General features: G+C 44.3%; 24 protein-coding genes and 2 tRNA genes. 14 read left to right on the plus strand and 12 right to left on the minus strand.

Features of this window, described 5'->3' with window-relative positions:
- Positions 1 to 58 precede the first annotated feature (58 nt).
- On the plus strand, positions 59 to 1,042 hold the full coding sequence (locus tag ACSU1N_RS04355) for a hypothetical protein (protein ID WP_440059027.1): 984 nt from the start codon (positions 59 to 61) through the stop codon (positions 1,040 to 1,042).
- A gap of 154 nt (positions 1,043 to 1,196) precedes the next feature.
- On the opposite strand, the gene ACSU1N_RS04360 is transcribed toward ACSU1N_RS04355, so the two are convergent.
- Together ACSU1N_RS04360 and ACSU1N_RS04365 are read right to left on the minus strand one after the other, a co-directional pair.
- Positions 1,197 to 1,271, minus strand: a tRNA-Val gene (locus ACSU1N_RS04360).
- A gap of 66 nt (positions 1,272 to 1,337) precedes the next feature.
- Positions 1,338 to 1,470: transfer RNA gene (locus ACSU1N_RS04365), tRNA-Trp, on the minus strand.
- A 242-nt stretch (positions 1,471 to 1,712) separates the two neighbouring features.
- Here ACSU1N_RS04365 and ACSU1N_RS04370 point away from each other — a divergent pair.
- Positions 1,713 to 3,707 carry a glycoside hydrolase family 13 protein gene (locus tag ACSU1N_RS04370; RefSeq protein ID WP_440059028.1) on the plus strand — a complete coding sequence of 665 codons (1,995 nt, stop codon included), beginning with the start codon at positions 1,713 to 1,715 and terminating at the stop codon, positions 3,705 to 3,707.
- 93 nt (positions 3,708 to 3,800) lie between these two features.
- Positions 3,801 to 4,298, plus strand: a complete 498-nt coding sequence (locus ACSU1N_RS04375) for a transcription elongation factor (protein ID WP_440059029.1) — start codon at positions 3,801 to 3,803, stop codon at positions 4,296 to 4,298.
- A 5-nt stretch (positions 4,299 to 4,303) separates the two neighbouring features.
- Here the strand turns inward: ACSU1N_RS04375 and truD are convergent, their stop codons facing one another.
- Together truD and pth2 are read right to left on the minus strand one after the other, a co-directional pair.
- Positions 4,304 to 5,428, minus strand: a complete 1,125-nt coding sequence (truD, locus tag ACSU1N_RS04380) for a tRNA pseudouridine(13) synthase TruD (protein WP_440059030.1) — start codon at positions 5,426 to 5,428, stop codon at positions 4,304 to 4,306.
- On the minus strand, positions 5,425 to 5,832 hold the full coding sequence (gene pth2 / locus ACSU1N_RS04385) for a peptidyl-tRNA hydrolase Pth2 (protein ID WP_440059031.1): 408 nt from the start codon (positions 5,830 to 5,832) through the stop codon (positions 5,425 to 5,427). Before pth2 ends, truD begins: the two co-directional genes overlap by 4 nt.
- A 77-nt stretch (positions 5,833 to 5,909) precedes the next feature.
- Here pth2 and ACSU1N_RS04390 point away from each other — a divergent pair, with 77 nt between their 5' ends.
- The 5 genes from ACSU1N_RS04390 to fen all read left to right on the plus strand — a co-directional run bounded on the left by ACSU1N_RS04390 (position 5,910) and on the right by fen (position 10,259).
- Positions 5,910 to 6,128: a zinc finger domain-containing protein gene (locus ACSU1N_RS04390; protein WP_440059032.1), complete on the plus strand. Its 219-nt coding sequence runs from the start codon at positions 5,910 to 5,912 to the stop codon at positions 6,126 to 6,128.
- Between the two features lie 9 nt (positions 6,129 to 6,137).
- Positions 6,138 to 6,413 (plus strand): elongation factor 1-beta, encoded by a 276-nt coding sequence (locus tag ACSU1N_RS04395; RefSeq protein ID WP_440059033.1) that lies wholly within the window; start codon positions 6,138 to 6,140, stop codon positions 6,411 to 6,413.
- Between the two features lie 173 nt (positions 6,414 to 6,586).
- Entirely contained in the window at positions 6,587 to 8,776 is a 2,190-nt protein-coding gene (locus ACSU1N_RS04400; protein WP_440059034.1) for a CDC48 family AAA ATPase, read from the plus strand.
- A gap of 92 nt (positions 8,777 to 8,868) precedes the next feature.
- On the plus strand, positions 8,869 to 9,126 hold the full coding sequence (locus tag ACSU1N_RS04405; protein WP_440059035.1) for an ArsR family transcriptional regulator: 258 nt from the start codon (positions 8,869 to 8,871) through the stop codon (positions 9,124 to 9,126).
- 65 nt (positions 9,127 to 9,191) lie between these two features.
- A complete protein-coding gene (gene fen / locus ACSU1N_RS04410; protein WP_440059036.1) occupies positions 9,192 to 10,259 on the plus strand; it encodes a flap endonuclease-1 in 1,068 nt (355 codons plus the stop codon).
- On the opposite strand, the gene ACSU1N_RS04415 is transcribed toward fen, so the two are convergent.
- Positions 10,256 to 10,942 carry a protein-L-isoaspartate O-methyltransferase gene (locus tag ACSU1N_RS04415; protein WP_440059037.1) on the minus strand — a complete coding sequence of 229 codons (687 nt, stop codon included), beginning with the start codon at positions 10,940 to 10,942 and terminating at the stop codon, positions 10,256 to 10,258. The two genes, fen and ACSU1N_RS04415, sit on opposite strands and share 4 nt — an antisense overlap.
- 63 nt (positions 10,943 to 11,005) lie before the next feature.
- Between ACSU1N_RS04415 and ACSU1N_RS04420 the strand changes: the two genes are divergently transcribed.
- Complete coding sequence (locus ACSU1N_RS04420; RefSeq protein ID WP_440059038.1) at positions 11,006 to 11,482, plus strand: DUF371 domain-containing protein; 477 nt, start codon at positions 11,006 to 11,008, stop codon at positions 11,480 to 11,482.
- On the opposite strand, the gene ACSU1N_RS04425 is transcribed toward ACSU1N_RS04420, so the two are convergent.
- Positions 11,420 to 12,409: a class I SAM-dependent methyltransferase gene (locus tag ACSU1N_RS04425; protein WP_440059039.1), complete on the minus strand. Its 990-nt coding sequence runs from the start codon at positions 12,407 to 12,409 to the stop codon at positions 11,420 to 11,422. The genes ACSU1N_RS04420 and ACSU1N_RS04425 overlap by 63 nt on opposite strands.
- A 133-nt stretch (positions 12,410 to 12,542) precedes the next feature.
- Here ACSU1N_RS04425 and ACSU1N_RS04430 point away from each other — a divergent pair, with 133 nt between their 5' ends.
- Together ACSU1N_RS04430 and ACSU1N_RS04435 are read left to right on the plus strand one after the other, a co-directional pair.
- Positions 12,543 to 13,352, plus strand: a complete 810-nt coding sequence (locus tag ACSU1N_RS04430; protein WP_440059040.1) for an NAD(+)/NADH kinase — start codon at positions 12,543 to 12,545, stop codon at positions 13,350 to 13,352.
- On the plus strand, positions 13,327 to 13,860 hold the full coding sequence (locus ACSU1N_RS04435; RefSeq protein ID WP_440059041.1) for an NOB1 family endonuclease: 534 nt from the start codon (positions 13,327 to 13,329) through the stop codon (positions 13,858 to 13,860). The genes ACSU1N_RS04430 and ACSU1N_RS04435 overlap by 26 nt, the downstream gene beginning before the upstream one ends.
- Here ACSU1N_RS04435 and ACSU1N_RS04440 read toward each other — a convergent pair.
- Complete coding sequence (locus ACSU1N_RS04440) at positions 13,847 to 15,028, minus strand: PUA domain-containing protein (RefSeq protein WP_440059042.1); 1,182 nt, start codon at positions 15,026 to 15,028, stop codon at positions 13,847 to 13,849. The two genes, ACSU1N_RS04435 and ACSU1N_RS04440, sit on opposite strands and share 14 nt — an antisense overlap.
- A gap of 50 nt (positions 15,029 to 15,078) precedes the next feature.
- Between ACSU1N_RS04440 and ACSU1N_RS04445 the strand changes: the two genes are divergently transcribed.
- Together ACSU1N_RS04445 and ACSU1N_RS04450 are read left to right on the plus strand one after the other, a co-directional pair.
- Positions 15,079 to 15,393, plus strand: a complete 315-nt coding sequence (locus ACSU1N_RS04445; protein WP_440059043.1) for a hypothetical protein — start codon at positions 15,079 to 15,081, stop codon at positions 15,391 to 15,393.
- A 15-nt stretch (positions 15,394 to 15,408) separates the two neighbouring features.
- A complete protein-coding gene (locus ACSU1N_RS04450) occupies positions 15,409 to 15,636 on the plus strand; it encodes a DUF2283 domain-containing protein (protein ID WP_440059044.1) in 228 nt (75 codons plus the stop codon).
- Between the two features lie 5 nt (positions 15,637 to 15,641).
- On the opposite strand, the gene ACSU1N_RS04455 is transcribed toward ACSU1N_RS04450, so the two are convergent.
- Genes ACSU1N_RS04455 through ACSU1N_RS04470 form a run of 4 tightly spaced genes read right to left on the minus strand, consistent with a single transcriptional unit; the run spans position 15,642 to position 19,202 of the window.
- Complete coding sequence (locus ACSU1N_RS04455) at positions 15,642 to 16,136, minus strand: hypothetical protein (protein WP_440059045.1); 495 nt, start codon at positions 16,134 to 16,136, stop codon at positions 15,642 to 15,644.
- A gap of 18 nt (positions 16,137 to 16,154) precedes the next feature.
- Positions 16,155 to 16,370 carry a hypothetical protein gene (locus ACSU1N_RS04460; RefSeq protein WP_440059046.1) on the minus strand — a complete coding sequence of 72 codons (216 nt, stop codon included), beginning with the start codon at positions 16,368 to 16,370 and terminating at the stop codon, positions 16,155 to 16,157.
- 56 nt (positions 16,371 to 16,426) lie between these two features.
- Positions 16,427 to 17,764 (minus strand): TldD/PmbA family protein, encoded by a 1,338-nt coding sequence (locus tag ACSU1N_RS04465; protein ID WP_440059047.1) that lies wholly within the window; start codon positions 17,762 to 17,764, stop codon positions 16,427 to 16,429.
- Positions 17,765 to 17,768: 4 nt separating this feature from the next.
- On the minus strand, positions 17,769 to 19,202 hold the full coding sequence (locus ACSU1N_RS04470; RefSeq protein WP_440059048.1) for a TldD/PmbA family protein: 1,434 nt from the start codon (positions 19,200 to 19,202) through the stop codon (positions 17,769 to 17,771).
- Between the two features lie 87 nt (positions 19,203 to 19,289).
- Between ACSU1N_RS04470 and ACSU1N_RS04475 the strand changes: the two genes are divergently transcribed.
- The gene (locus ACSU1N_RS04475; protein ID WP_440059049.1) at positions 19,290 to 20,099 is read left to right on the plus strand and encodes a single- stranded DNA-binding family protein; all 810 of its coding nucleotides are present in this window, start codon (positions 19,290 to 19,292) and stop codon (positions 20,097 to 20,099) included.
- Here ACSU1N_RS04475 and ACSU1N_RS04480 read toward each other — a convergent pair.
- Positions 20,096 to 21,058 carry a DHHA1 domain-containing protein gene (locus ACSU1N_RS04480; RefSeq protein WP_440060282.1) on the minus strand — a complete coding sequence of 321 codons (963 nt, stop codon included), beginning with the start codon at positions 21,056 to 21,058 and terminating at the stop codon, positions 20,096 to 20,098. The two genes, ACSU1N_RS04475 and ACSU1N_RS04480, sit on opposite strands and share 4 nt — an antisense overlap.
- Positions 21,059 to 21,070 lie beyond the last annotated feature (12 nt).

Raw genomic sequence — 21,070 nt, forward strand, 5'->3', positions numbered from 1 at the left:
TCAGAGTTACGGATATAAGTTAAAAATACTTAAAATAAACGCTAGATGGGAATATTTCATGAGTAGCGGTAGTTGGACAAAAGTTATTTATTCTCCGGGTAGGCATGAGCAAATCTATTATAATTTATACAATCTGCGGAGATTATTATCGAGGCTGGCTAGGGCAACTATAGTAAGAGAGGCTGAGGATTTTGTAGAAGCCGAGTTATCTATTAGGACCGGGTTTAGATCTTTTCAGCGAGAATTCGTTAGACTAGTATCTGAACCTATTGACGAGGAAAACCTGGTAATCCACGGTGAAGGAGGGAATATTAAATTTGCTATAAAACTACGCATATTAGGTATATCGTTTGCTACACATGTCGAAGTAAGGTTAGAGTGCGAGAGCCGGGTAAGGAATCTCTGCAATAATTTCGCCTCCGACATACTAGATTTCCTAGAAGACTATATTAAAAGACCTCTCCCTGTAGAAGGACCTGTTAAAATACCGTTTAAGAAGAAACTAGAAGTGAAAGAAACGCCTGAACAGCCTACGGCTCCTATTCCATCACCGGCCTCACCTTCTCCACCTCCTCCTGTAGTAGAGAGGAAAGAAGAGATGCCCCCAGCTTCTGTATCGCCTCTGCAGCCCCAGCCATCTGCTGTGACTGCTCAGCCAATTCCATCCGCTACGTCCGAGAAAGCCTATGAGAAGATAGCTAGTATACTCGATTTTACAACGATAGCTACTGTATTGTTAAATGCCAGTTTAATTGCGAGAGTTTCTTTTACTGGGAGCTGGGGCAGGAAGGATCTCGACGAAATTATAAGAGGGAAGGCTGATTTAATCCGCGGTTTCGAGCTGGTAGTGGTAAGTATCAGAGGCGAGGGCGAAGCCTACCTCGTAGTGGATAAGGATGGAAATCTTATTGGAGGTATAGCTACATTAGGAGGGAATATCGTAAAGGGCGGGCCGGGCGAAGTGGAGAAGATCCTGGGAGAAGTAGGGAAGAAGCCGGCCACGATCAGAGTATGGGGTATTAGGGGTTCGGGTCTTACATAGGTTTATATGAGCTAATGTCATCTCTGCCCTCTTTTGTTTACTTATCCTGATTACTTAGGAACAGCATGTCTCTATCCGAGGATAGTCCGCACTGCTCTTGTCATGGAAACCTAGCAGCCTGAAGGAACAGAAACGGATTGGAGCTTTAACGGTATGGGCCCGCGGGGACTTGAACCCCGGACCTCCGCCGTGTCAGGGCGGCGTCCTAACCAGGCTAGACGACGGGCCCTTTCTATATGTTGTATATAGGTAGGTGTTTTAAAGCTTAGAGTATTCTCCTAGAAGGCTTAGCTGATGGGCCCGGGGGGATTTGAACCCCCGACCTACGGGTCACTCCCTCCAGATCTAACTCATCCCCCTCGGAAGGGTCGTCTGACCCATAGACTGGATCTGGAGCCCGCCGCTCTGCCTGGCTGAGCTACGGGCCCATCAGCAGTCATCTAGTTACTCATATTACTCATTAAGACTATTTAAATCTGAACCGGGCAGTTGTTTCAGCAAACCATTTAATTCTTCATAAACACATGACCCCAGGCTTGGGGACAGCGAATGATCCTGCACTATGTCGAGATTCAAGAGTGATGCGAGGATTAAGGTACGAAACGTGAAAAAACAATCCATATAAACCATATAGGGCATGAACAACTATCAGCTCTGGGAGTTGACTATCTTGAGTAGGCGTGTTCAAATACTTACAGCAATATTACAACTCTTATTAGCGGCTCTAGTTTACACGCAATACTTTTCGTGGAAGCCGACGCGGACAGAGACCACTCTATGTACGACAACAACGAGTCAACAATTTTCGACAAGCATCGAGACAACCCCTCTAACTACTACAAGGCCTACTGGAGGCAATTCTTCTACTACGGCTGCTGGCCAGGTTATCACCACGTATCTATACCAGGCTAGGGAGGGTTTCTTATTCAATTATAGTAACCCGGCTTTCCTCTCTGCCGCAGACGGCGGGGTAGTACTGAGGCTGACCCTCCCCGAAGGCTTGTACGACAGGGTCTACGCCGTAGTAAACAATTCGTTCATTGAGATGAAGAAACAGCTCTACTGGACTTCTTACGAAATGTGGTATGGTAGGGTAGAAGGGGTAGGCCCATTCACATACTATTTCGTACTGGTGAAGAGCGATGGGTCGAAGATCGTTCTATATAATTCGACTGAAACCCCGCTCTTCTATTTCGACGGAGTAGATAGGTTCCCACAGGTAGGATGGGTGCCGGGCGCTGTAGGATACCAGATCTTTCCTGATAGATTCTATAATGGAGATCCGTCGAACGATCTACTCGGGAACTCTACCGATGAATTATGGTTCAACGCATACTCAAATACTAGGCCGGTCTTCTCGAAATGGAGTGACCCTATAACCCCTCTACATTGCTGCCATCAGTATTTCGGCGGGGATATTAAGGGTATTATTCTGAAACTAGGCTATCTGAAAAGCCTCGGAGTCGACATGATATACTTAAACCCGATATTCCTATCGGGTAGCGTACACGGGTACGATACGTACGATTACATGGTTGTAGACCCCAAATACGGTACACAGGAGGATGTGAGGAATCTTATTATAAGGGCCCACGAGCTCGGTATCAGGATTATCTTCGACTTCGTACCAGACCATGTCGGGTTAGGTTTCTGGGCTTTTCAGGACGTTTATAGGAATGGCCCTGCAAGCAAGTACTGGAACTGGTTTACGATATACAAGTGGCCTTTTAAACTAGGCGACTCTTCTGCCTACAGGTGCTGGTGGGGGTTCGGTAGCCTGCCTCAGCTCAATACAAGCAACCCTGAGGTAAGAGATTATCTGTACAGGGTGGCATTATACTGGATGGATTTCGGTTTCGACGGGATGAGGATAGATACTCCAACAGATCTATTGAATGCTAGAGAGTTTTTCGAAGGTCTTAGGAATATTATTAAAAGCAAATATCCTCAAGCCTATATAGTAGGCGAAGTATGGAGCTTAGATCCCTCATGGCTCCAGGGGGATACGTTCGATTCTCTGATGAACTATTATCTAGGCAGGGATATCCTACTTGCCTATGCGCAGGGGAAGCTTAGCGGTAGGCAAGCCGGCGATATGCTCTCAATATTCTACGCCTCTATAGGCGTGAATGTTGCTGGAATGGGTTTTAACGTAATAGACAGCCATGATACTTCTAGGATTCTAACAGATCTCGGCGGGGGCAGGCTAGGCGATACTCCTAGTTACGAGTCCATCCAGAGGCTCAAGCTGCTGACCACCTTGCAGTTCGCAATGCCCGGTATGCCGGTTATATTCCAAGGGGATGAGAGGGGATTGCTAGGTGATAAAAGCCATTACGACGAGGAAAGGTATCCTATCCAGTGGAACTATCTAATTCCCGATGTTTACAACCACTATCTCGCTCTTTCAAGCCTCAAACACTCTATTCCAGCGTTGAAAACTAGCATTATCCGTTTAATATATACAAGTGACCACCTGCTTGTTTTTACGAGGGGCTATAACGACGAAGTTATTGTGGTAGCGAATAATGGCTATAACAATGAGATATTTACTCTGCCTGAGGGAAACTGGATGATCGTCTACCCATATTCCGGCTCCGTTATCCTATCCGGTAGCATTACGGTTAAACCTCTCTCGGTAATTGTACTCGTTAAAGAATCTTGAAACCACTAATTAGCTCGACTAGCATTAACATATTTAAAATTGTTTTAGCCAATCACTGAGAGATAGGTAGCCAGCTTATTGGTGATAATATAATTGAAGTATCCGCTAGACAGGATCTGCGTTAAAAGCGGAGTGCTCTGCCCTAACTGCCAGAGGAAGGTTGATACAGGCGAGGTTAGCGCAAGCGAGATACCTATTATGAGAGTCCTGATGGAATTAGAAGACGAGATCAAAGAGCTTAGGAGAGGAGTCTATGTCAAATCGATCGACCTAGGAGACGAGGTAGTTCTGATACTAAAGGACGGGTGGGAGAAGCACGAGTTAGACAAGATCGCTAAACAGATCTCGGCTCGGCTAGGTAAAAACGTTAAGATCATACTTGAGGGTGAAGGATTCAAGAAGATTGTTGAGCAGCTGATATACCCTGCTACAGTCTTAGGTTTGAACACGGTCTGGCTCCCGGATGGTAGCGAGCAGTTAATTATAAGGATCCCTAGGAGGGACAGGAGGTATTTGAGAGGTAGGCAGGAAAAATACGAGAAATTCATCCAGAGCCTTACAGGTAAAAGTATCAGGTTCGAATACGAGTAGATGATTTAGACCAGACCGTTTTGAAAGCTAGATAACTCCAGGTGCTTACCCGAATAATTGAGTCTTAGGTTTTCTTTGAATAATTCCCTTAATACTATCGTCGCATAAGACCCCCTGGGGAGTGAGAATTCTATTGTTAAAAGCCCTTTTCCTATGCTAACGCTGGGTTCTAGTGGTTTAACCATGCTACTCCTCTTCCAACACTTGAGTAGATCCTTATCCCTTATCGCCAGAGACTCTATTCTTAGGATCTCCTCGTATAGTTTAGTACTGCAACCGATAGTAGGCAGATCTAACTCGGGTAATATACCATTATTCCAGTCTATAATCCTGGTTAGAAGTTCGTTGAACAAGTATGAAGAGTAGGCGTCTGATATAAGGTTTTTCAGCAAGCTGTTGACAAATACCCCACATGAACTATAAGGGCTCTGTTCCATACATTTCTTCTCGTAATAGGCTTCACTGCTAAACTCGAGCTTTAACCTACTTAAAACGCTTTCATTAGATTCCGTAACCCAAATATCCCTAACGAACGTGTTGAAGAAGAATCTATCATCTAGCTCGATAAGATATCTCCCAGCAATATGGTTGACAGGCCTGTTAATCCCAAACCTCTGGTAGCCGTAATAGTTAGGTAGACCTTTTTCAGTGGCTAACCCCATTATTTCTCTGGCGGTCCAATAATCGTTCTCGCTCCTGGGCTCAAATACTATCCTAAACCTGTTTCCCACGAGCACTCTCTTATCTGGTTTACCATTTGTGAAACCAACTACCCTCGCTTTCAAAGAAGGGGTTTCTATATCGACTCTACCGCTTATTAATTGTCTTTTAACAAACAGGTATTGTTTGGATGTAGAATCCTTGTCTTTCAGCCCAAGGAAATAGAAGTTGGACTGGGGAATACCGGTCTCTTTTACTAAAAATCTAATAGCTTCGAATGTGTCAATACCTTTTTTAACCACCTCGATAACAGCGTAATCTCCATCCTTCGTCAGTATTGTGGAATCGATAAGCTCCTCTACGTAGAAGCTCGAAGGATCCTTAACGTATATAGTGTTCAGTCTCCTATCTGTTAATACATACGCGATGGAAAATATGTAATCGTAGATGTTTACATATAATTTCTTCAAAGAAGCTTCAAACCCCCTGTTAATTTATCGATAAGGTCCGAAGGAGCAGGGCCTATTGCAACTGCTGTGAGAGTCCCAGGCGGAACTTCTGTTAGACCAGCATCCCTCACTATTGAAGCCGGGAGCTCCATGCTACGCGCTTTCTCATATAGATCCAAGAGCTCTCTCTCGCTGCCAACTTTTACAACAATTTTCTTCTGGCCGCTATCCCACCACTTGTCAAACCATTCCTTCCGGTTTCTGAAGGCTTCGAAAGCAGCTATAACAGAAGCATGGGCGACTTGGACAGCTATTTTACCTTTACTCATCTTCAGATCGCTTCTAACTATGATAACTTGTTTGAATTCGATACCCTGACACCTTTCTAATGAGGTTGGAGTATCGTGCGTTAGCCTAGGCCTCATATACTTCTGGAGACAGTAGTCTATTTAAAATATATAAGCAGTGTCTAAAATTATGGTTAATGCTTAAGGGGTTATAGATGGCGTCGAAATACATGCTCACATCGCTTAACATAGTAATCAACGAACCAGCTACACCACCGATCTGCAGTAGTTGCCACAGGATTATGGAGCCGGGGGAGCACGGAGTGGAGTTTCTCTGCCCGAATTGTGGGAAAGCGTATATAAGGAGATGCAAGAAATGTCGTCAGCTAGGAGTACCCTATGTATGTCCGAATTGCGGTTTTAGAGGTCCCTAGGTGATTGGTATGGCGAAGATCCTGGTGGTTGTCAAAGTATTACCTGAAGACATCACTATTAGACTGGATGAGTTGAAAGAAAAAGTTGAGAAAAGCCTGCCTCAGGGTTATGAGCTTAAAGGATACGATATAGAACCGATCGCATTTGGGTTAAACGCTATTAGGCTATATATCTTCATGCCTGAGAACACAGAAGGCGGTACTGAACCTCTGGAGCAAGCTCTCCAGAGCGTCCCTGGTGTAAGCCAGGTCGAGGTCGAAGTTGTGCACAGGGTTAGCGAGTAAACGGTTCGCTAAGTCTTAGCAGTAGATTATTTTAATGCAGCCGCTGTTTCCTGGCACGATTTTTAAATCCCCGTAGGCTGGTACAGGTTCTTGCCGGTTTAATTGCTAGGAGATAGTTGTAATCAATTATTAAAGACCTTGAACCCATATGAAGTTTATAGGTGTCTCATGTAGTGTCTGGAGAGAAAATCAAGATCACTTTGCGAGTCCTAGAAGCCGAGCCACGGGATGTCGGAAAAGGTGTTGCTAGAATAGACCCCGATGTCATGGAGAGAACAGGTTTGCTCAACGGAGATGTAGTGACTGTCGAAGGGAAACGGAAAACCGTAGTCAGAGTTATGGAAGGCAGGCCGCAGGACCGGGGGCTTGGTGTTATAAGGATCGATAATACTACACGTCAGAACGCTGGTGTTAAAATCGGGGATATCGTAATAGTCGAAAAAGTCGAAGCCCAGAACGCGCATACTGTAAAACTAGCCCCTAGCAAATACTATGCTCCTACAGAACCCCAGCTAGCGGATTTTGTTAAAAACAAAATTTTGAATAGGCCTGTGATGGAAGAAGATGTAATAGTTGTTCAAGTACTCGGCCAGGCTATACCTTTTAAAGTTATCTATACAAAACCCAAGGGGCCGGTGGTAATCACCAAGGACACTATAATTTCTATTTCTGAGAAACCGATGGAGACATATAAATTGCCCAGGGTCACCTATGAGGACATAGGCGGGATGAAGCATATTATACAGAGGGTTAGAGAGCTGATCGAATTACCTCTCAAGCACCCGGAACTCTTCAGGAAGCTAGGGATCGAACCACCGAAGGGGATCCTGCTATACGGCCCCCCAGGCACCGGTAAAACACTTCTAGCGAAAGCTGTTGCTAACGAAGCCGACGCCTACTTTATCGCTATAAACGGTCCTGAGATCATGAGCAAGTACTACGGAGAGTCCGAGCAGAGGCTGCGCGAGATATTCGAACAGGCTAAGAAGAATGCTCCAGCTATTATATTCATTGACGAAATCGATGCTATAGCCCCTAAGAGGGATGAAGTAGTAGGCGAAGTAGAGAGAAGGGTTGTGGCCCAATTACTAGCTCTAATGGACGGGCTAGAAGCGAGAGGAGACGTGATCGTGATCGGGGCTACTAACCGGCCGAACGCTCTAGACCCCGCTCTCAGGAGGCCTGGTAGATTCGATAGGGAGATCGAGATACCGATGCCGGATAAGAATGCGAGGCTAGAAATACTCCAGATACATACCAGGGGCGTCCCTCTTGCTAAAGATGTCGACCTGAATAAGCTTGCCGAGATAACCCACGGGTATACGGGGGCGGATCTTGCGGCATTAGTTAGAGAGGCAGCGTTACATGCTCTGAGAAGGTATTTGCCGGAGATAAACCTGGATAGTCCTAGTATACCCTTCGAAGTCCTAGAGAAGCTCGAGGTAAGGATGGAAGACTTTATGGCAGCGTTTAAAGAGATTGTTCCAAGCGGGTTGAGAGAAGTATTTGTAGAAGTCCCAGAGGTCAGATGGTCTGATATAGGGGGTCTAGACGCTATCAAGCAAGAGCTTAGGATGAGTATTGAATGGCCTCTGAAGTACCCTGATACATTCAAAAGGCTTGGCATAAAGCCTCCTAAGGGTATTCTCCTCTATGGTCCTCCGGGGACTGGTAAAACACTTCTAGCGAAAGCTGTTGCTACCGAGAGCGGTGCTAACTTCATAGCTATCAGAGGGCCTGAAGTACTGAGTAAGTGGGTTGGGGAGTCAGAGAAGGCTATAAGAGAAGTATTTAGGAAAGCAAGGTTGTATGCTCCGTGCGTTATATTCTTCGACGAAATAGACTCTATAGCACCCGTTAGAGGTTATGCTTATGACTCAGGGGTATCCGAGAGAGTCGTAAGCCAGTTGATAACTGAAATGGATGGTATTGAGAAACTCGAGAACGTTGTAGTAATCGCTGCGACAAACAGGCCTGATATGCTCGATCCAGCTCTACTAAGGCCTGGGAGGTTTGATAAACTAATATATGTACCACCTCCGGATATTAATGCGAGGCTTGAAATACTTAAGATACATACGAGGAACATGCCTCTAGCCGAGGACGTAGACCTCTACGAAATTGCTAGGGCTACTGAAGGGTATAGTGGTGCGGATTTAGAAGCGCTTGTGAGGGAAGCAGCCTTGAACGCTATTAAGGAGGATTTGAATATCGAGAAAATACACATACGCCACTTCAAGGAGGCTCTGAACAAGGTCAAACCTTCGATAACACAGGAAATGCTTAAATTCTATATTGAATGGGGCGAGAAGGCTAAACAGAAGTTGCCTAGGGAATACGCTAGACCCCAGGTCTATGTCTAACTTCTAGAAATACCTTTATTAGAGAGTTAATTGTAGTCAATCATACCTGGTAAAACCGTGTCCTAGAAACTATACTAACAGGTGTTAACGTTATGAGCAAGAAACTACTATGGAGGAATGCTCCATTATATAGAATAGTCGTCGAAGAAGTGCTTTCTAGACCAGAGGGAGTATTAGAGAGCGACCTCATAGAGATCCTGAAGAAGAAATACGATATAGAGATTTCTAGGGCAGAGCTCTATCAGTCCCTGATAAAGCTTGAATTAAACGGTTTCATACACGTAGACTACGTTGGTAAAGAAATGAAGATCAGGCCTTCTAAAAACTTTGCTTCTATCCTTGGGAGCTAGTTTATTCTAACTATGATCAAATATTTTAGGGATTTAGAAAAACAATTAAATGGGATGCTGATAAAATGGGTGTTAATTTAAAAGATCTTATACCACAAGAGGTAAAAACAGTTATCGATGATCTAAAGCTTCTACGTGGAAAGATCATTGTTATAGACGGTTATAACGCTCTATACCAGTTCCTAGCTGCTATTAGAGGACCCGATGGATCGCCTCTCATGGATAGTAGCGGGCGCGTTACAAGTCATTTAAGCGGGCTATTTTACAGGTCTATAAACCTGGTTGAAGAAGGCCTAAAGATAGCCTACGTTTTCGACGGCACGCCACCCGACTTGAAGATGAAAGAAATCGAGAAAAGGAAGTCTATTAGAGAGGAGGCTGCCAAAAAGTATGAGGAGGCGGTTAAAGAAGGGGATCTGGAGGCTGCCAGAAGATACGCTATGATGGCTTCTAAACTATCCCCCGATATGGTCGACGAAGCTAAGAGACTATTAGATGCTATGGGCATACCCTGGGTGCAGGCTCCTGCCGAGGGAGAGGCCCAGGCAGCCTTCATGGTTAGGAGAGGGGATGCTTACGCTAGCGCTAGTCAGGACTATGATAGTTTGCTCTTCGGCTCGCTAAGACTCATAAGGAATCTTACTATAAGCGGGAAGAGGAAGCTTCCTAGGAAAGATGCATACGTAGAGGTAAAACCCGAGCTTATCGAATTAAACAAGCTGCTTGAAAAATTAGGGTTGACCAGAGAGCAGTTAATAGACGTAGGGATATTACTTGGGACAGACTATAACCCGGAAGGGTTTGAAGGAATAGGCCCTAAAACAGCGTTAACACTAGTCAAATCGTATGGTTCTATAGAGAAGATCCCTAGAGGGTATTTGAAGACGAGAGAAGAAGTAGATTTGCAAAAGATCAAGAACTACTTCCTCCACCCTCCTGTAACGACAGAGTACAAGCTTGAATGGCGTGAGCCAGACCCTAAGATGATAGTTGAAATACTTGTGAAAGACCATGATTTCAACGAGGAGAGGGTTAAAAACGCTGTTGATAGGCTTGTGAGAGCATATAGGGAGTATATTAAAGGGAGGCAGCTAGGCTTAGACCAGTGGTTTAAGAAGACCGGGCCTTCTTAGGACTCTTTCCACCCGTACTCGCCTATAAGAGGTACGAAGACGCAATCGATACCCCATTTGAACGATAATTCTCCGTCATGTTTTTTCTCTAGTATAAGCAATCTCTGAATGTATAAATCCCCGACTGGTATAACGAGCTTCCCGCCCGGCTTTAATTGGTCGATCAACGGTTTAGGCACAGAAGGGGCGGCTGCTGTTACAATAATCCTATCATATGGAGCATACTCGGGTAAACCTTTAGACCCGTCGCCTACTACAACAGTAATATAGTTTCTATAACCAGCTCTCTCAATATTTCTCCTAGCAAACTCTGCTAATTCGGGTATTCTCTCGACCGTGTATACATGTCCTTTCAGTGAAGGGTCTTCTTTAGCTACTATCTCAGCTAAGACGGCTGCCTGATACCCGGACCCGGTACCGATCTCGAGTACTCTCATGCCTGGTAGGGGGTCTAGTGCTTCAGTCATGATAGCAACCATGTGTATAGCGCTAATGGTTTGCCCATACCCGATCGGGAGAGGAGAGTCTACGTATGCGTATTCTCTGTATTTCTCGGGTACGAATAGCTCTCTTGGAACGGATAGAAGCGCTTTCTTAACAAGCTTGTTCTTTAAATACCCTTCTCTCTCAAGGCTCTCAACAACCCTTTCTCTAAGCCTTGCAAAATCGCCGGTATTATACAAGATAAGAACTCCCTATTATCCTAGTTACAGGTTTTAACGTCTTTAATATGTTGATTTCTACCGGTGAAGCTCTTGAAGGCTATTGAAATAATCCATGCGAGGGGCCATGCTAATATAAAAGCCACTCATAAAACTACTATTGAGATCACTAAAGACGGGTATTTGACGGAGAGAGGGGATTGCATCATAGGAGTTTCAGCGGATAAGGCGGCTGCTGATCTAAGCGATTCTTTTAAGAGGATTGCAAAAAGAAACGATAGCCTGCTGGTGATAGTAATCAGCGTAGGAGGAGTCTACGATATTATACTAGCCCAGGGTAGCCAAAACCTGGTGTTGGCAGATGATAGGAAGATTATAATAAGGAAAAGCACTTTTATAGAACCTGCTACAGTAGCTATTAGAGCGAATAAAGCAGCAGCTGATATAAGGAGAGATCTCGTAGAATTACTTAGGCAGGGCGGAGTTCTCACTCTAGAATTATACGCTATTACTCTTGACGAGATCAATCCTAAATATTCCAGCCCTAGGGCTGTGCTCTAAAACCAGTTTATAGCCTGTAATATTGAAATCCCTCATATTTTCTCGTAAAGTGTCAAGTGTTGACTCGATATCGTAGGATAGTACATAGATATGTAACCTCCCCTGCTCGCACAGAAGGCTACGGTATACATCTAGGAATTCGAGGCTTCTCGTAGGTAGATTTGCTATTATCCTATCGAATAAGCATTCTGTGAAAACATTGTTTAACTCGTAGGCGTCTCGGTTAAGCGGGATGATTATACCTTTCAGCTTCTTCTTATTTAGTATTATATTGTAGACAATGTGGTTGAACGCGGCGGGGTTCTTATCGTTAGCATAGACAATAGCGTTTTTTAAACTAGCTATATGTATTGCGAAGCCTCCTACGCCGCTGAACATATCGAGTACAATTTCGCCTTCCCCTACGGATTCAGCTAATCTGTGGTGTTCTTCGGCTAGCCTAGGGTTATAATACACCTTGCCTAGACAGACCTTGAATAATAGCCCGTATTCTTTTGTTAGAACACAATCTACTTTTTCTCCCCACAAGTGTTCTAGCATGGGCGTCCTGAACTCTCCCTCGGTTCTTGTAATAATATAAATGCTTCTCAATCTAGGATGTATTGACCTCAAAGCTTCAATTATGCTATTTGCGTCCATGAACTCTGTGACCCTACTCCTAACTATCGCGATATCCCCAATCAGATCGTATGGTGGAATAGATTCTGGCCTAGCCCTTTGTATGCTAGGTGGGTTACATTCCACGATTTCGTAGCCTGCTTCTGGGATAATCGTTTCTAAACCTATATTAGTTGTCGTTTTAATAGGGATGAAGACAAATCTTTCGTCCCTGGTTATCTGAAGTGATGAGTCTATAAGGCCAAGCTTCCTGAGATTTCTTATCACCGTCTCAGCAAGCTCCTTCTTTATCGCTAGGCATATCGGCAAATAGCTTTCCCTTCTATACGATTATTTAGTGGTAAACAAGCGGTATATAGTGTTTCAAAATAAATTTTATGATTACGTTATTAATAAGCAATATCCGACTCAGATAATGTATAGAGTAATGGTGTAGCCTATAATGGATAATACGAGGATTATGATAATATTCAAGCCAACACAACAGTGTATTGAGATCGCTAAAACTGTTTCAAATTATTTTAAACAGCTCAAAATAGAGACAGAATCTATATGGGTCGACGATTTCTATAGGATCGAAAACGGCCTGTTTGATTACATTGTTATCATCGGTGGTGACGGAACTTTTCTAAGGCTGTCAAGGCTGCTCAACAAAGTATCCCCGCTCGTGCTACCTATCCCCTGTGGGCGTAGGCTGGCTTTCTATGAGAACCTAGATGTCAACAGGATTAAAAACTATCTCGAGATGTTTCTAAAAGGAAGCTACTATATCGAGCTTATTCCCAGGCTTATCGTAGAAATTGAGAAATTGAAAGAGCATGTAGTAAACGAAGTCTTAATATCTAATGTCGACCAGGGTAGGGTTGGCAGGTATACGGTAAAGATATATTCCCCGTCTCTATCGACTCAGATAAACATTGAATGCGATGGAGTCATAGTAGGACCTACTCCGGGATCCACGGCTTACAATCTTTCTGCTAGAGGTCCTTTTATAGATTTCAGCAGCTTCAATATCTTCGTAAACTTCCTAAACCCGGTTCAACTCAATATAGCGCCCATAGTATTACCTCTAATGAGCAGGGTCGAGGTTATTCCCGAATCCGTGTCGACTATATACGCCGACGGAGAGAGATTGCTGACGAAGCAGGGGGGAGTTGTAAAGATCTATCCTTCATGGAACTGGATCAGGGTTGTTAGATTTAAGAGCCCGAGAGACGGGTTGTCAGATGTTCTCTCTAAGAGAATCCTCTAGTAGGAAGATAGCAGTCGTGGCAGATACCGGGGCCCTCTTAGCCAGGTATTACAATTTACTCCCAATACACGTGTACGATTTTTATACCACAAAGGCTTGTGTCCAGGAGGTTAGGGATAGAGAGAACAAGGAGGCTCTTGAAAACGCTATAGAACTAGGCTTGGTCAGAGTAGTCGAAATAGACAAGGAGTATTTTGAAAAAGCATTGAACAAGGCTAGGGAGATTGGCGAGTTGACCAAGGTCTCGGAAGCCGATTTGAGTATTATCGCTCTTGCATTGAGTTTAAGCGAGACCTATGATAAGGTAATAGTCTTAACCGACGACTATAGCCTGCAAAACATTTTGTATAATATAGGGATAAGTTTCAAACCCGTTAGGACAACAGGGATCAGGGAGGCCTGGAAATTCAGAGAATATTGCCCGGTCTGCGGATACGTCCCAGGCAAGCCGGGCGAGAAAACATGCCCGGTCTGCGGCTCTCCCCTGAAACGGGTCAGGGTTTCTTAAGCACGCTTATGTAAAAACCCGGCATATCGTCTTTCAGCGGGTGGAATCTATATCCTACAGCCCCGTTGTAATACACTACGTCGGATCTAGGTAATGGTTCTAGTTCTACAGGTGTCAGCCCAAGCGACCTCATCGCATAAACAATATTCTCCTCGTTTTCAGCTCTAGTGAGTGTGCAAGTAGAGTAGAATATCAGGCCCCCGTTTTTCACGAGTTTACTGGCTACTTTAATAAACTGCCTCTGGTAATTCGCTAGACTAAGTACGTCTCTCATAGTCTTCTTGAAAGAGAGCCTCGGTCTAACACCAAGATTAGAACAGGGAGGGTCTATGAGCACTTTATCGATTCTCCCTTCAAGCTTAGTGACGAGATCCAGGTACCTGGAATCGAAAGGTATAGATAACACATTCATATGGAGCCTCAGCCGTTTCAGATTCTCATCTAGTTTTTCAATTTTCTGGGGACTCCTATCAACAGCTACAATAAGTGCTTTACCCTTAGACAACTGGACTATGTGGCTTGTCTTACCCCCCGGGCTAGCATTCATGTCGAGAATGAACTCTTGCCCAGGGTTTATAATCCTCCCGACCACCATCGCCGGGAAGCTCTGAGGGTAGATCAGGCCGTTCAAGTATTCTTTCGTCTCGGCAATAGGAGGAGCTCTGTAGACTGACCTAATGTTCACGGCGACAAGACCTTTATCCATATTCTTGAGCATTTCTGATGAAACCCGGGCTTCTAGATTCGCGATTAACTGGCCGCGAACTGTAATAGCTGTTATCACGTCATTTTTCTCAAACCTATCATACTTCAAGATACCGGGCCTATACAAATTAGCTCCTATAATAATTGATTCGGCAGCGAAATCATCTACTATAACATACTTACCCGTGTCCTCGACTTTGAAGGGCCCGTCGATCTCGATATATATTGCCTCCTCAAGCAACTCGTCTCGCTTGGCGATAATATTCTGTTCTCTAAATGACTCGATGACACTGTCTCTACTAGTCCTTAGAGTATTGACCCTTAAGTAGAGCCTCTTCGGGGGTTTCGTCAACATTTCAACAAGGGCTGGGGTCGAGCTCCCATATACTTTTTTTAAATCGAGGTAGATACCACGGTCAATTGTTATACTGCTTCCTACCTCTAGCATCATACTAGGATTCATATTTATTACCTGTCAAAATAAGTGTATTTAAACTAGTTGAGGTGATTTGTTTGAGTACTACTAGAGTGACCGATGAGGATTTAAATAAGGCTCTGATGGAGAAAGAGAAGAAGCCGAGCGATGAGAAACAGAAATGGGTTCAGCGGATGATTAAGAAAGCTAAACAATACCATAAGATATGCCCTTATTTCGATAAAAGGACGAAAATGTGCTTCCTAACACTTGGCACCAAGTGTGATAGAGAAGGAAAGTTTGATACGTGCCCAGTATTCAAAGCGTTTCTCGAGAAAAAATATGATGAATACAAAGCTAAAAACCAGCCCTTACCTCTTGATTTCGCCGATCTAATAATCTCCCCGATTTAAACTACGGTGTTATCATTGAGCGAGACCGGAAGAGATTATATTGTTAGAGATCTAGATAAGGTATGGTTTGAATACGATAAACAAAACGATATTCTATACATAAACTTCGGGGAGGCTATAGAAGATGCTGACGAAGAGATTTTAAGCGGGGATGGCGACATCGCTTTCAGGATTAAAGAAGGGAGGATTATTTCGATAATGATAATGGGTTTTAGTAGTAAGGCAGGTATTACGGTACTATAAACCCACTACTCTGGCAGAGGCTGGCTAGATACTCCAGGCGGGCGGAGGGTTTCATCGTAGTATATTTTCATAAGCCCTAGTTTTTTCATGATCAGATTCACGTAGTCGTTGATAGCATTCCTATCGAAACCCATTTTCTCGGCTCTGCTTACGACTATATTCTCGACTACACTATATTTACCATACTTCTCGTTCAGGTCTTTCCACGGCACACCGGTCATGGCTTTTACAACATCGTAGTCGATAGGAAGATAGCCTTTCAGCATCATGAATGCTAGTATAGGGTAGCCGACGTAGCCTTTGTAAAACGTCCCGTTATCATTGCTAAAAACCCTGAAGACATTATCCTCATCCTTTACTACTACCACATAGTATTCCTTCTCGCCTCTGCTAGAAGTTACTCTAGCAGATATATCATCAATCATCTTGATACGGGAATCTCCGATACTCCCAGCAGCCTCCAATATTTTTATCCTAGGTGGCTTTGTAAGGAGCTTCATTAGATCACTTCCTAAACCTTATGAGAGCTCGAGTACTAGAGGGTCGTCTGATACTTTAACAGCTTCCCCTTCAATCCTCTGCCCTATTCCGAATCGTAGTAGCTCCCGGTATTTCTCCGGGGTTACTACAAGCGTGAATTCCGCCGGCTCCCCATCTACGCTACCGTAAACATATACCCTATTACTAGAGCTTTCATCAAACGATACAATTACACCTTCGAATCTAACTCTCATCCCGGCCTACCTATTCTATATTTTTGGTTTAAGAGTAAAAATATCTTACAGGTTGATTACAGAAGGTGTTTAGAAATATTGATGTTCCTGACCAGGGCATATGGCGCTCTCGTAGGGATCCTAACTTCCCACCACATGATATCGAAAGTCTCTTTGCTAAGCCCCTCAATATTGTTCAGGAGTTTGGGCAGTTTATCGGCAATCCTTATTTTTTCAACAGGCTTAACTATCCTACCCGACTCTATGAGGAATATAGCGTCTCTCCCAATAGTCGAGAATATGCCTTCAACATAGTTCTGGAGCCTAGTATACCAATTGTTTGTAATCAGCAACCCCCTCTTTACCTCGGAGACCATTTCTTCGAGACTCATGTCCCCGCCTGCAATGCTTAGATTCCATAATCTCGGATAGATCCATCCTGCGTTACCAGTCGATACCGTATTGAATTTCCGAGCCGTCTTAGAATTATGTATGATGTTCTTCAAAACACCGTTTTCGATAATAGGCTTGTCATAGGTCTTTAAACCCTCATCATCGAAGCTAGTGGAGAACGGTAGCTTACTATCTCTTGGGGTATCGTAGATGCTTAGTAAGGGGGAAGCTACTTTATCGCCGACCTTTTTATCAGCGAATATAGACATACCTGTAAGGATAGCCATCCCCGTGGACATATATCCTGCAAGATTCATTAGCTGGGAGAAAACTAGAGGTGAGAGTATTACATCGTAGACACCTGGCTCAACGCTACTCCTCCCTCTGCTCTCGAAGGCAAGCTGCGAGGCTCTGATAGCGGTTTCTTCAACCTTCTTCAAATCCAGCTGCCTAGATGCGTAACCCCACTGCCCGCTACCATCTTCCTTAAAGGCCCTAACGTAGACTTCTATGCCTGTAGACTCTTCTTCGAGGGGCTGGGGCGACTTAGATGTCGCCAGGATTTTCTTTCTATGCCATAAATCGATCTTGCCTGCTATGAAATCAATATTATACTCCCTTTTAGAAGCCTCTAGGAGTGTTTCAACTAATTGAGATGGGTTGTCCATAGACTCCAGGATTCTCGGGTCAGATAATGAAATGGTTTCTGCTCCTGCAGTAGGCTCTGGTAGTGGAGCGTATAGCTCGCTTTCCAAAATCTTGGCGGCTGATTTATAGGATTCTTCGAATACCTTCTTCAACTGCTCGGGGTTTTCCGTGCTCAGGCTACCTACAATTATCCTCCTATCCTTGCTCAGATAGAAAGAGCTTTCAACAATTTTCCAGTCTTGGAGGACGCTCGGCTGGCTGTTAGCGAATTTAACCATAACCCTTCTCACATCATTGATTAATACAGCGGCTTCGTCGAGCCCAGTGCTCAAAGCCTGGTTTACAAGGCTTGAAGCAAGCTCTCTCAGGTTCATGCAATCACTCCGGGGCTACACCAAGCTTCATCTTAGATAGCTTTACATCGGGCCCTCCGAACCATACGGGGACGCCCTGTGAAGGCTCTCCTTTCCCGCACGTGCCAGCGTAGAACCTTAGCTCTTTAGTTTTCCCTACTATACTACTGTAGAATGCTTTCGTAGAGAGTTCTAGCACCGGGTTCCGGACAAGCCCTTTAACCTCTCCTCTCTCGATTAAATAGGCTTCTAACCCCACGTACCTCTGGCTCCATCTTTCGTCATCAATATTCCACTCCATATACGATTTTATATAAACACCTAATTCAACGTCCTCGATCAATTCCTCTAGGGTATAGTCCCCGGGGGTAAGGTACGTATTAGACATCCGTATTATCGGCTCGCTAGCGTAATTCATAGCCCTAGCAGAGCCGTTTGATTCAACACCGAATTCGGCAGCCGTAAACCTATTGTGCATATGCTCGTATATTAGACCCTCCTTGTAAAGGTACTTGGGTCTAGCTGCTACACCCTCGTCATCGTATAAGAAAAACCCGTAGCTACCTGGTATAGTAGGGTCGTCGACAACCGTAGCATTCTCGTTTCCAATCCTAGTCCCGGACATTCCTTTCTTGATATAGCTCATACCAGCTTGGGCAGCCTCCCTGCCTAGGATCCTGTCGGCTTCGCTAGGATGTCCGGCAGACTCATGCGCTATCAGGCCTACGATCTCGCTGCCAACTATTACTTCGACTGGCTCTTTAGGCGGCTCTCTGGCTTCCAGGAGTATTCTTTCCAGGGTAGAAGTCTCCCTGCCAACCTCTTCATCCACTCTCCATTTCTTCATCAACTCGTAGCCGCCGCTGCCTCCATATTCCTCCCATCTCTGAACAGTTCCTTTGGAAGGCAGGTTTACAACTATATTATAGCTCAGATAGAGTCTTGGTATATTGCTCCTTACATATGCCCCCTCACTAGTGACTATTATTTTTTCTTCAATGCTCTCGACTAGTTCTGTGAATAGGACTTTCACCGAGGCTTCTCTCACGGATTTCCTGCTTATCTCCCATAATTCCTTCATAGTGCCGATTTTATCGTCTAGGGAGATATTAGAGAAGGGGATTCTAGGAGTAGCTTCGTATTTAATATAACCCACCCTACCCGGACCTAGGGAGAGAGGTTTCTTCATGTATTTGCTTATGAACCTTGCTTTCGCCACAGCCTCTTCAACAGTTTTTAAAAGACTATCTCTGTCAAGCCTGCTGGTCGATGCAAAACCTAGGGCACCATCTACTAGAACCCTGACCCCTACTCCTTCTTCTATTTCTTTCGAAGAATCTATGATAGCCCCGTTCCTAGCTCTTAAACTATAATAGGAGTTAACATGGTATCTTGCTTCAACGTATTGGGCTCCCATAGAAGCGGCTTTATCAATTATCTCGTAGAGTAATTCCTCCATCTAATAGCGCCTCGGAAACATATATATTTTACGGATCGGTAAATAAATATAAATGTATAGTATTTATTTAATCAAGGTGGAAATACATTGTCCCAGCCTCAGGGGAACGTATTAGAGAACACTTTGAATACAGGTATAGTAATTGCTGGAGCATACGCTGATAAAGTTAGGAGGACCCTCTTCGCCCAGCTAAAGGACTATACAAGAGGGAACAAAGACCTCGCTAGAGAAGCTGCTAGGGCGTCTGCTGAATTGAACAGGCTACTATATTATGTTATTGTTGACGAACTAAAAGGTAATAAAGGAGATGCTGTGAGAATAAGAGTGTCGTACCGCGTATATCTCGATAAAAACCTTATCGAGTGGGATTACAATTCGTTATCGGTAGAGTTTTTCAGAAGGGTTAGCGATGAGGAGGTTAGCAAGGTAGTTAGCAAAGTCGTTAATGAGAGGCTTTCCGAGGTGAAAGAGGCATTTGGTAGGAGAGCGGTCGAGGCCCCACCTCCTGCGCCTGAGTCTGCTGGAGAAGCAGAACGAGCTGTAGAAGCTAGAGAAGTCAAAGAGGAACAAGCGGCTCAGCCTTCGGTTGAAATAGCTGGTATAGTGTTATTAGGCGAGACAGCTATTGGTAGCACTCTGCTGAAGATCGAGGATTCCAGAGGAAATACTGTTGGAATCGTTGAGCTCACGGATAGGGATGGGAAGGTTTCTGGCGAAGTTCTACTAGTTTACGACAGGGAAGGATATAGAGCAATAGTAGCTATTGAAGGCAGGCTATCCGAGCTACTAGAGAACACAAATAGGATTATAGATGAGTTGAGAAAAGCCAGGTATGTACAGATATCTCGTGAGGAAGCAGAGGCTTTTATAAAAGAAAAAATGAACTTACTATCCTAGGATAGCTTGAATTTCTGATAGTAACTATTTATTTTTTCTATGAAAACATCCAGCAATCCAATAGGTATCCTGGCTCCAGCGGCGAAGGAATGTCCCCCTCCTTGAATATTCAGCTCTCTACTTATAGTCCTGAGTAGTCTGTTTAAGTCTACGTAGGGGCTTCTAAGGCTTGAAACCAATATCCCTCCTCTGTTCTCGTAGGCCACTCCGATTAAGCCTCCTCCATAAATTCTAGCATAGTTAGCCGCTCTACCTACACTACCAGGTGGGTTTTCAGCTATTGATACAATACCCTTGTTACGGACATTCTTTTTAACCCATAGCCTTAATTCTTCGTCTAGAGCGCTTTGTTTCAGTGCTTTCTCGGAAAGTTCTTTTAAAGAGCTCGGTAGCTTGTTTTGGCTTAGGTGTTCTACCACAAGTCTTTTGAAATCATAGTTTCTACCAGTTCCTTCAATCCCCTGGATTAGTACCCCCGCTTCATAATATATGAATCTCTTATCCCACCTAGCTATATGTTCTCTCACCCAAGGCGTTTCATCAATATAATCCCCGATCGCTCCGTAGAGGGCTACCCTAGTAAAGTCCGCGTCTAAATCCTTCTCGAAATATCTAAAGGTTAATTCTGATGCCGAGCAGCAAGTATCGTGGAAGAACTCGATGTTCTTAGGTGTTTCAAAGCCCTCGGGTAGGGGATGGTGGTCGATGTAGACTACTCGTCCGCTTTTTCCTCTCTCCTCCAGGAGTCTCATCACGTCTCTGTAACTACTCTCATCTAAAGCTATATCAGCTATGTAGATATCGTCTCCTTGCTTCGTGAATTCCAAGAGATCTTTGAGAAGACCTGCCGGGTGGGTGAAGTAAATGTTTGTTTCAATACCTTTGCTCTTTAGAAATGCCTGGTAGACAGCCCCACTGCACACGCCATCACTATCTCCATGGACTAGGATCTTCGCCAGTTAAACCACCTG

Origin of the sequence: Thermogladius sp. 4427co (assembly GCF_051933805.1) — an archaeon.
GTDB lineage: Archaea > Thermoproteota > Thermoprotei_A > Sulfolobales > Desulfurococcaceae > Thermogladius.

Bases quoted from the DNA above. Each gene is read 5' to 3' on its own strand.
- ACSU1N_RS04355 (WP_440059027.1), top strand. From the start codon at position 59: ATGAGTAGCGGTAGTTGGACAAAAGTTATTTATTCTCCGGGTAGGCAT.
- pth2 (WP_440059031.1), bottom strand. From the start codon at position 5,832: ATGAGGCCTAGGCTAACGCACGATACTCCAACCTCATTAGAAAGGTGT.
- ACSU1N_RS04390 (WP_440059032.1), top strand. From the start codon at position 5,910: ATGGCGTCGAAATACATGCTCACATCGCTTAACATAGTAATCAACGAA.
- ACSU1N_RS04395 (WP_440059033.1), top strand. From the start codon at position 6,138: ATGGCGAAGATCCTGGTGGTTGTCAAAGTATTACCTGAAGACATCACT.
- ACSU1N_RS04405 (WP_440059035.1), top strand. From the start codon at position 8,869: ATGAGCAAGAAACTACTATGGAGGAATGCTCCATTATATAGAATAGTC.
- fen (WP_440059036.1), top strand. From the start codon at position 9,192: ATGGGTGTTAATTTAAAAGATCTTATACCACAAGAGGTAAAAACAGTT.
- ACSU1N_RS04430 (WP_440059040.1), top strand. From the start codon at position 12,543: ATGGATAATACGAGGATTATGATAATATTCAAGCCAACACAACAGTGT.
- ACSU1N_RS04435 (WP_440059041.1), top strand. From the start codon at position 13,327: ATGTTCTCTCTAAGAGAATCCTCTAGTAGGAAGATAGCAGTCGTGGCA.
- ACSU1N_RS04440 (WP_440059042.1), bottom strand. From the start codon at position 15,028: ATGAATCCTAGTATGATGCTAGAGGTAGGAAGCAGTATAACAATTGAC.
- ACSU1N_RS04455 (WP_440059045.1), bottom strand. From the start codon at position 16,136: ATGAAGCTCCTTACAAAGCCACCTAGGATAAAAATATTGGAGGCTGCT.
- ACSU1N_RS04460 (WP_440059046.1), bottom strand. From the start codon at position 16,370: ATGAGAGTTAGATTCGAAGGTGTAATTGTATCGTTTGATGAAAGCTCT.
- ACSU1N_RS04465 (WP_440059047.1), bottom strand. From the start codon at position 17,764: ATGAACCTGAGAGAGCTTGCTTCAAGCCTTGTAAACCAGGCTTTGAGC.
- ACSU1N_RS04470 (WP_440059048.1), bottom strand. From the start codon at position 19,202: ATGGAGGAATTACTCTACGAGATAATTGATAAAGCCGCTTCTATGGGA.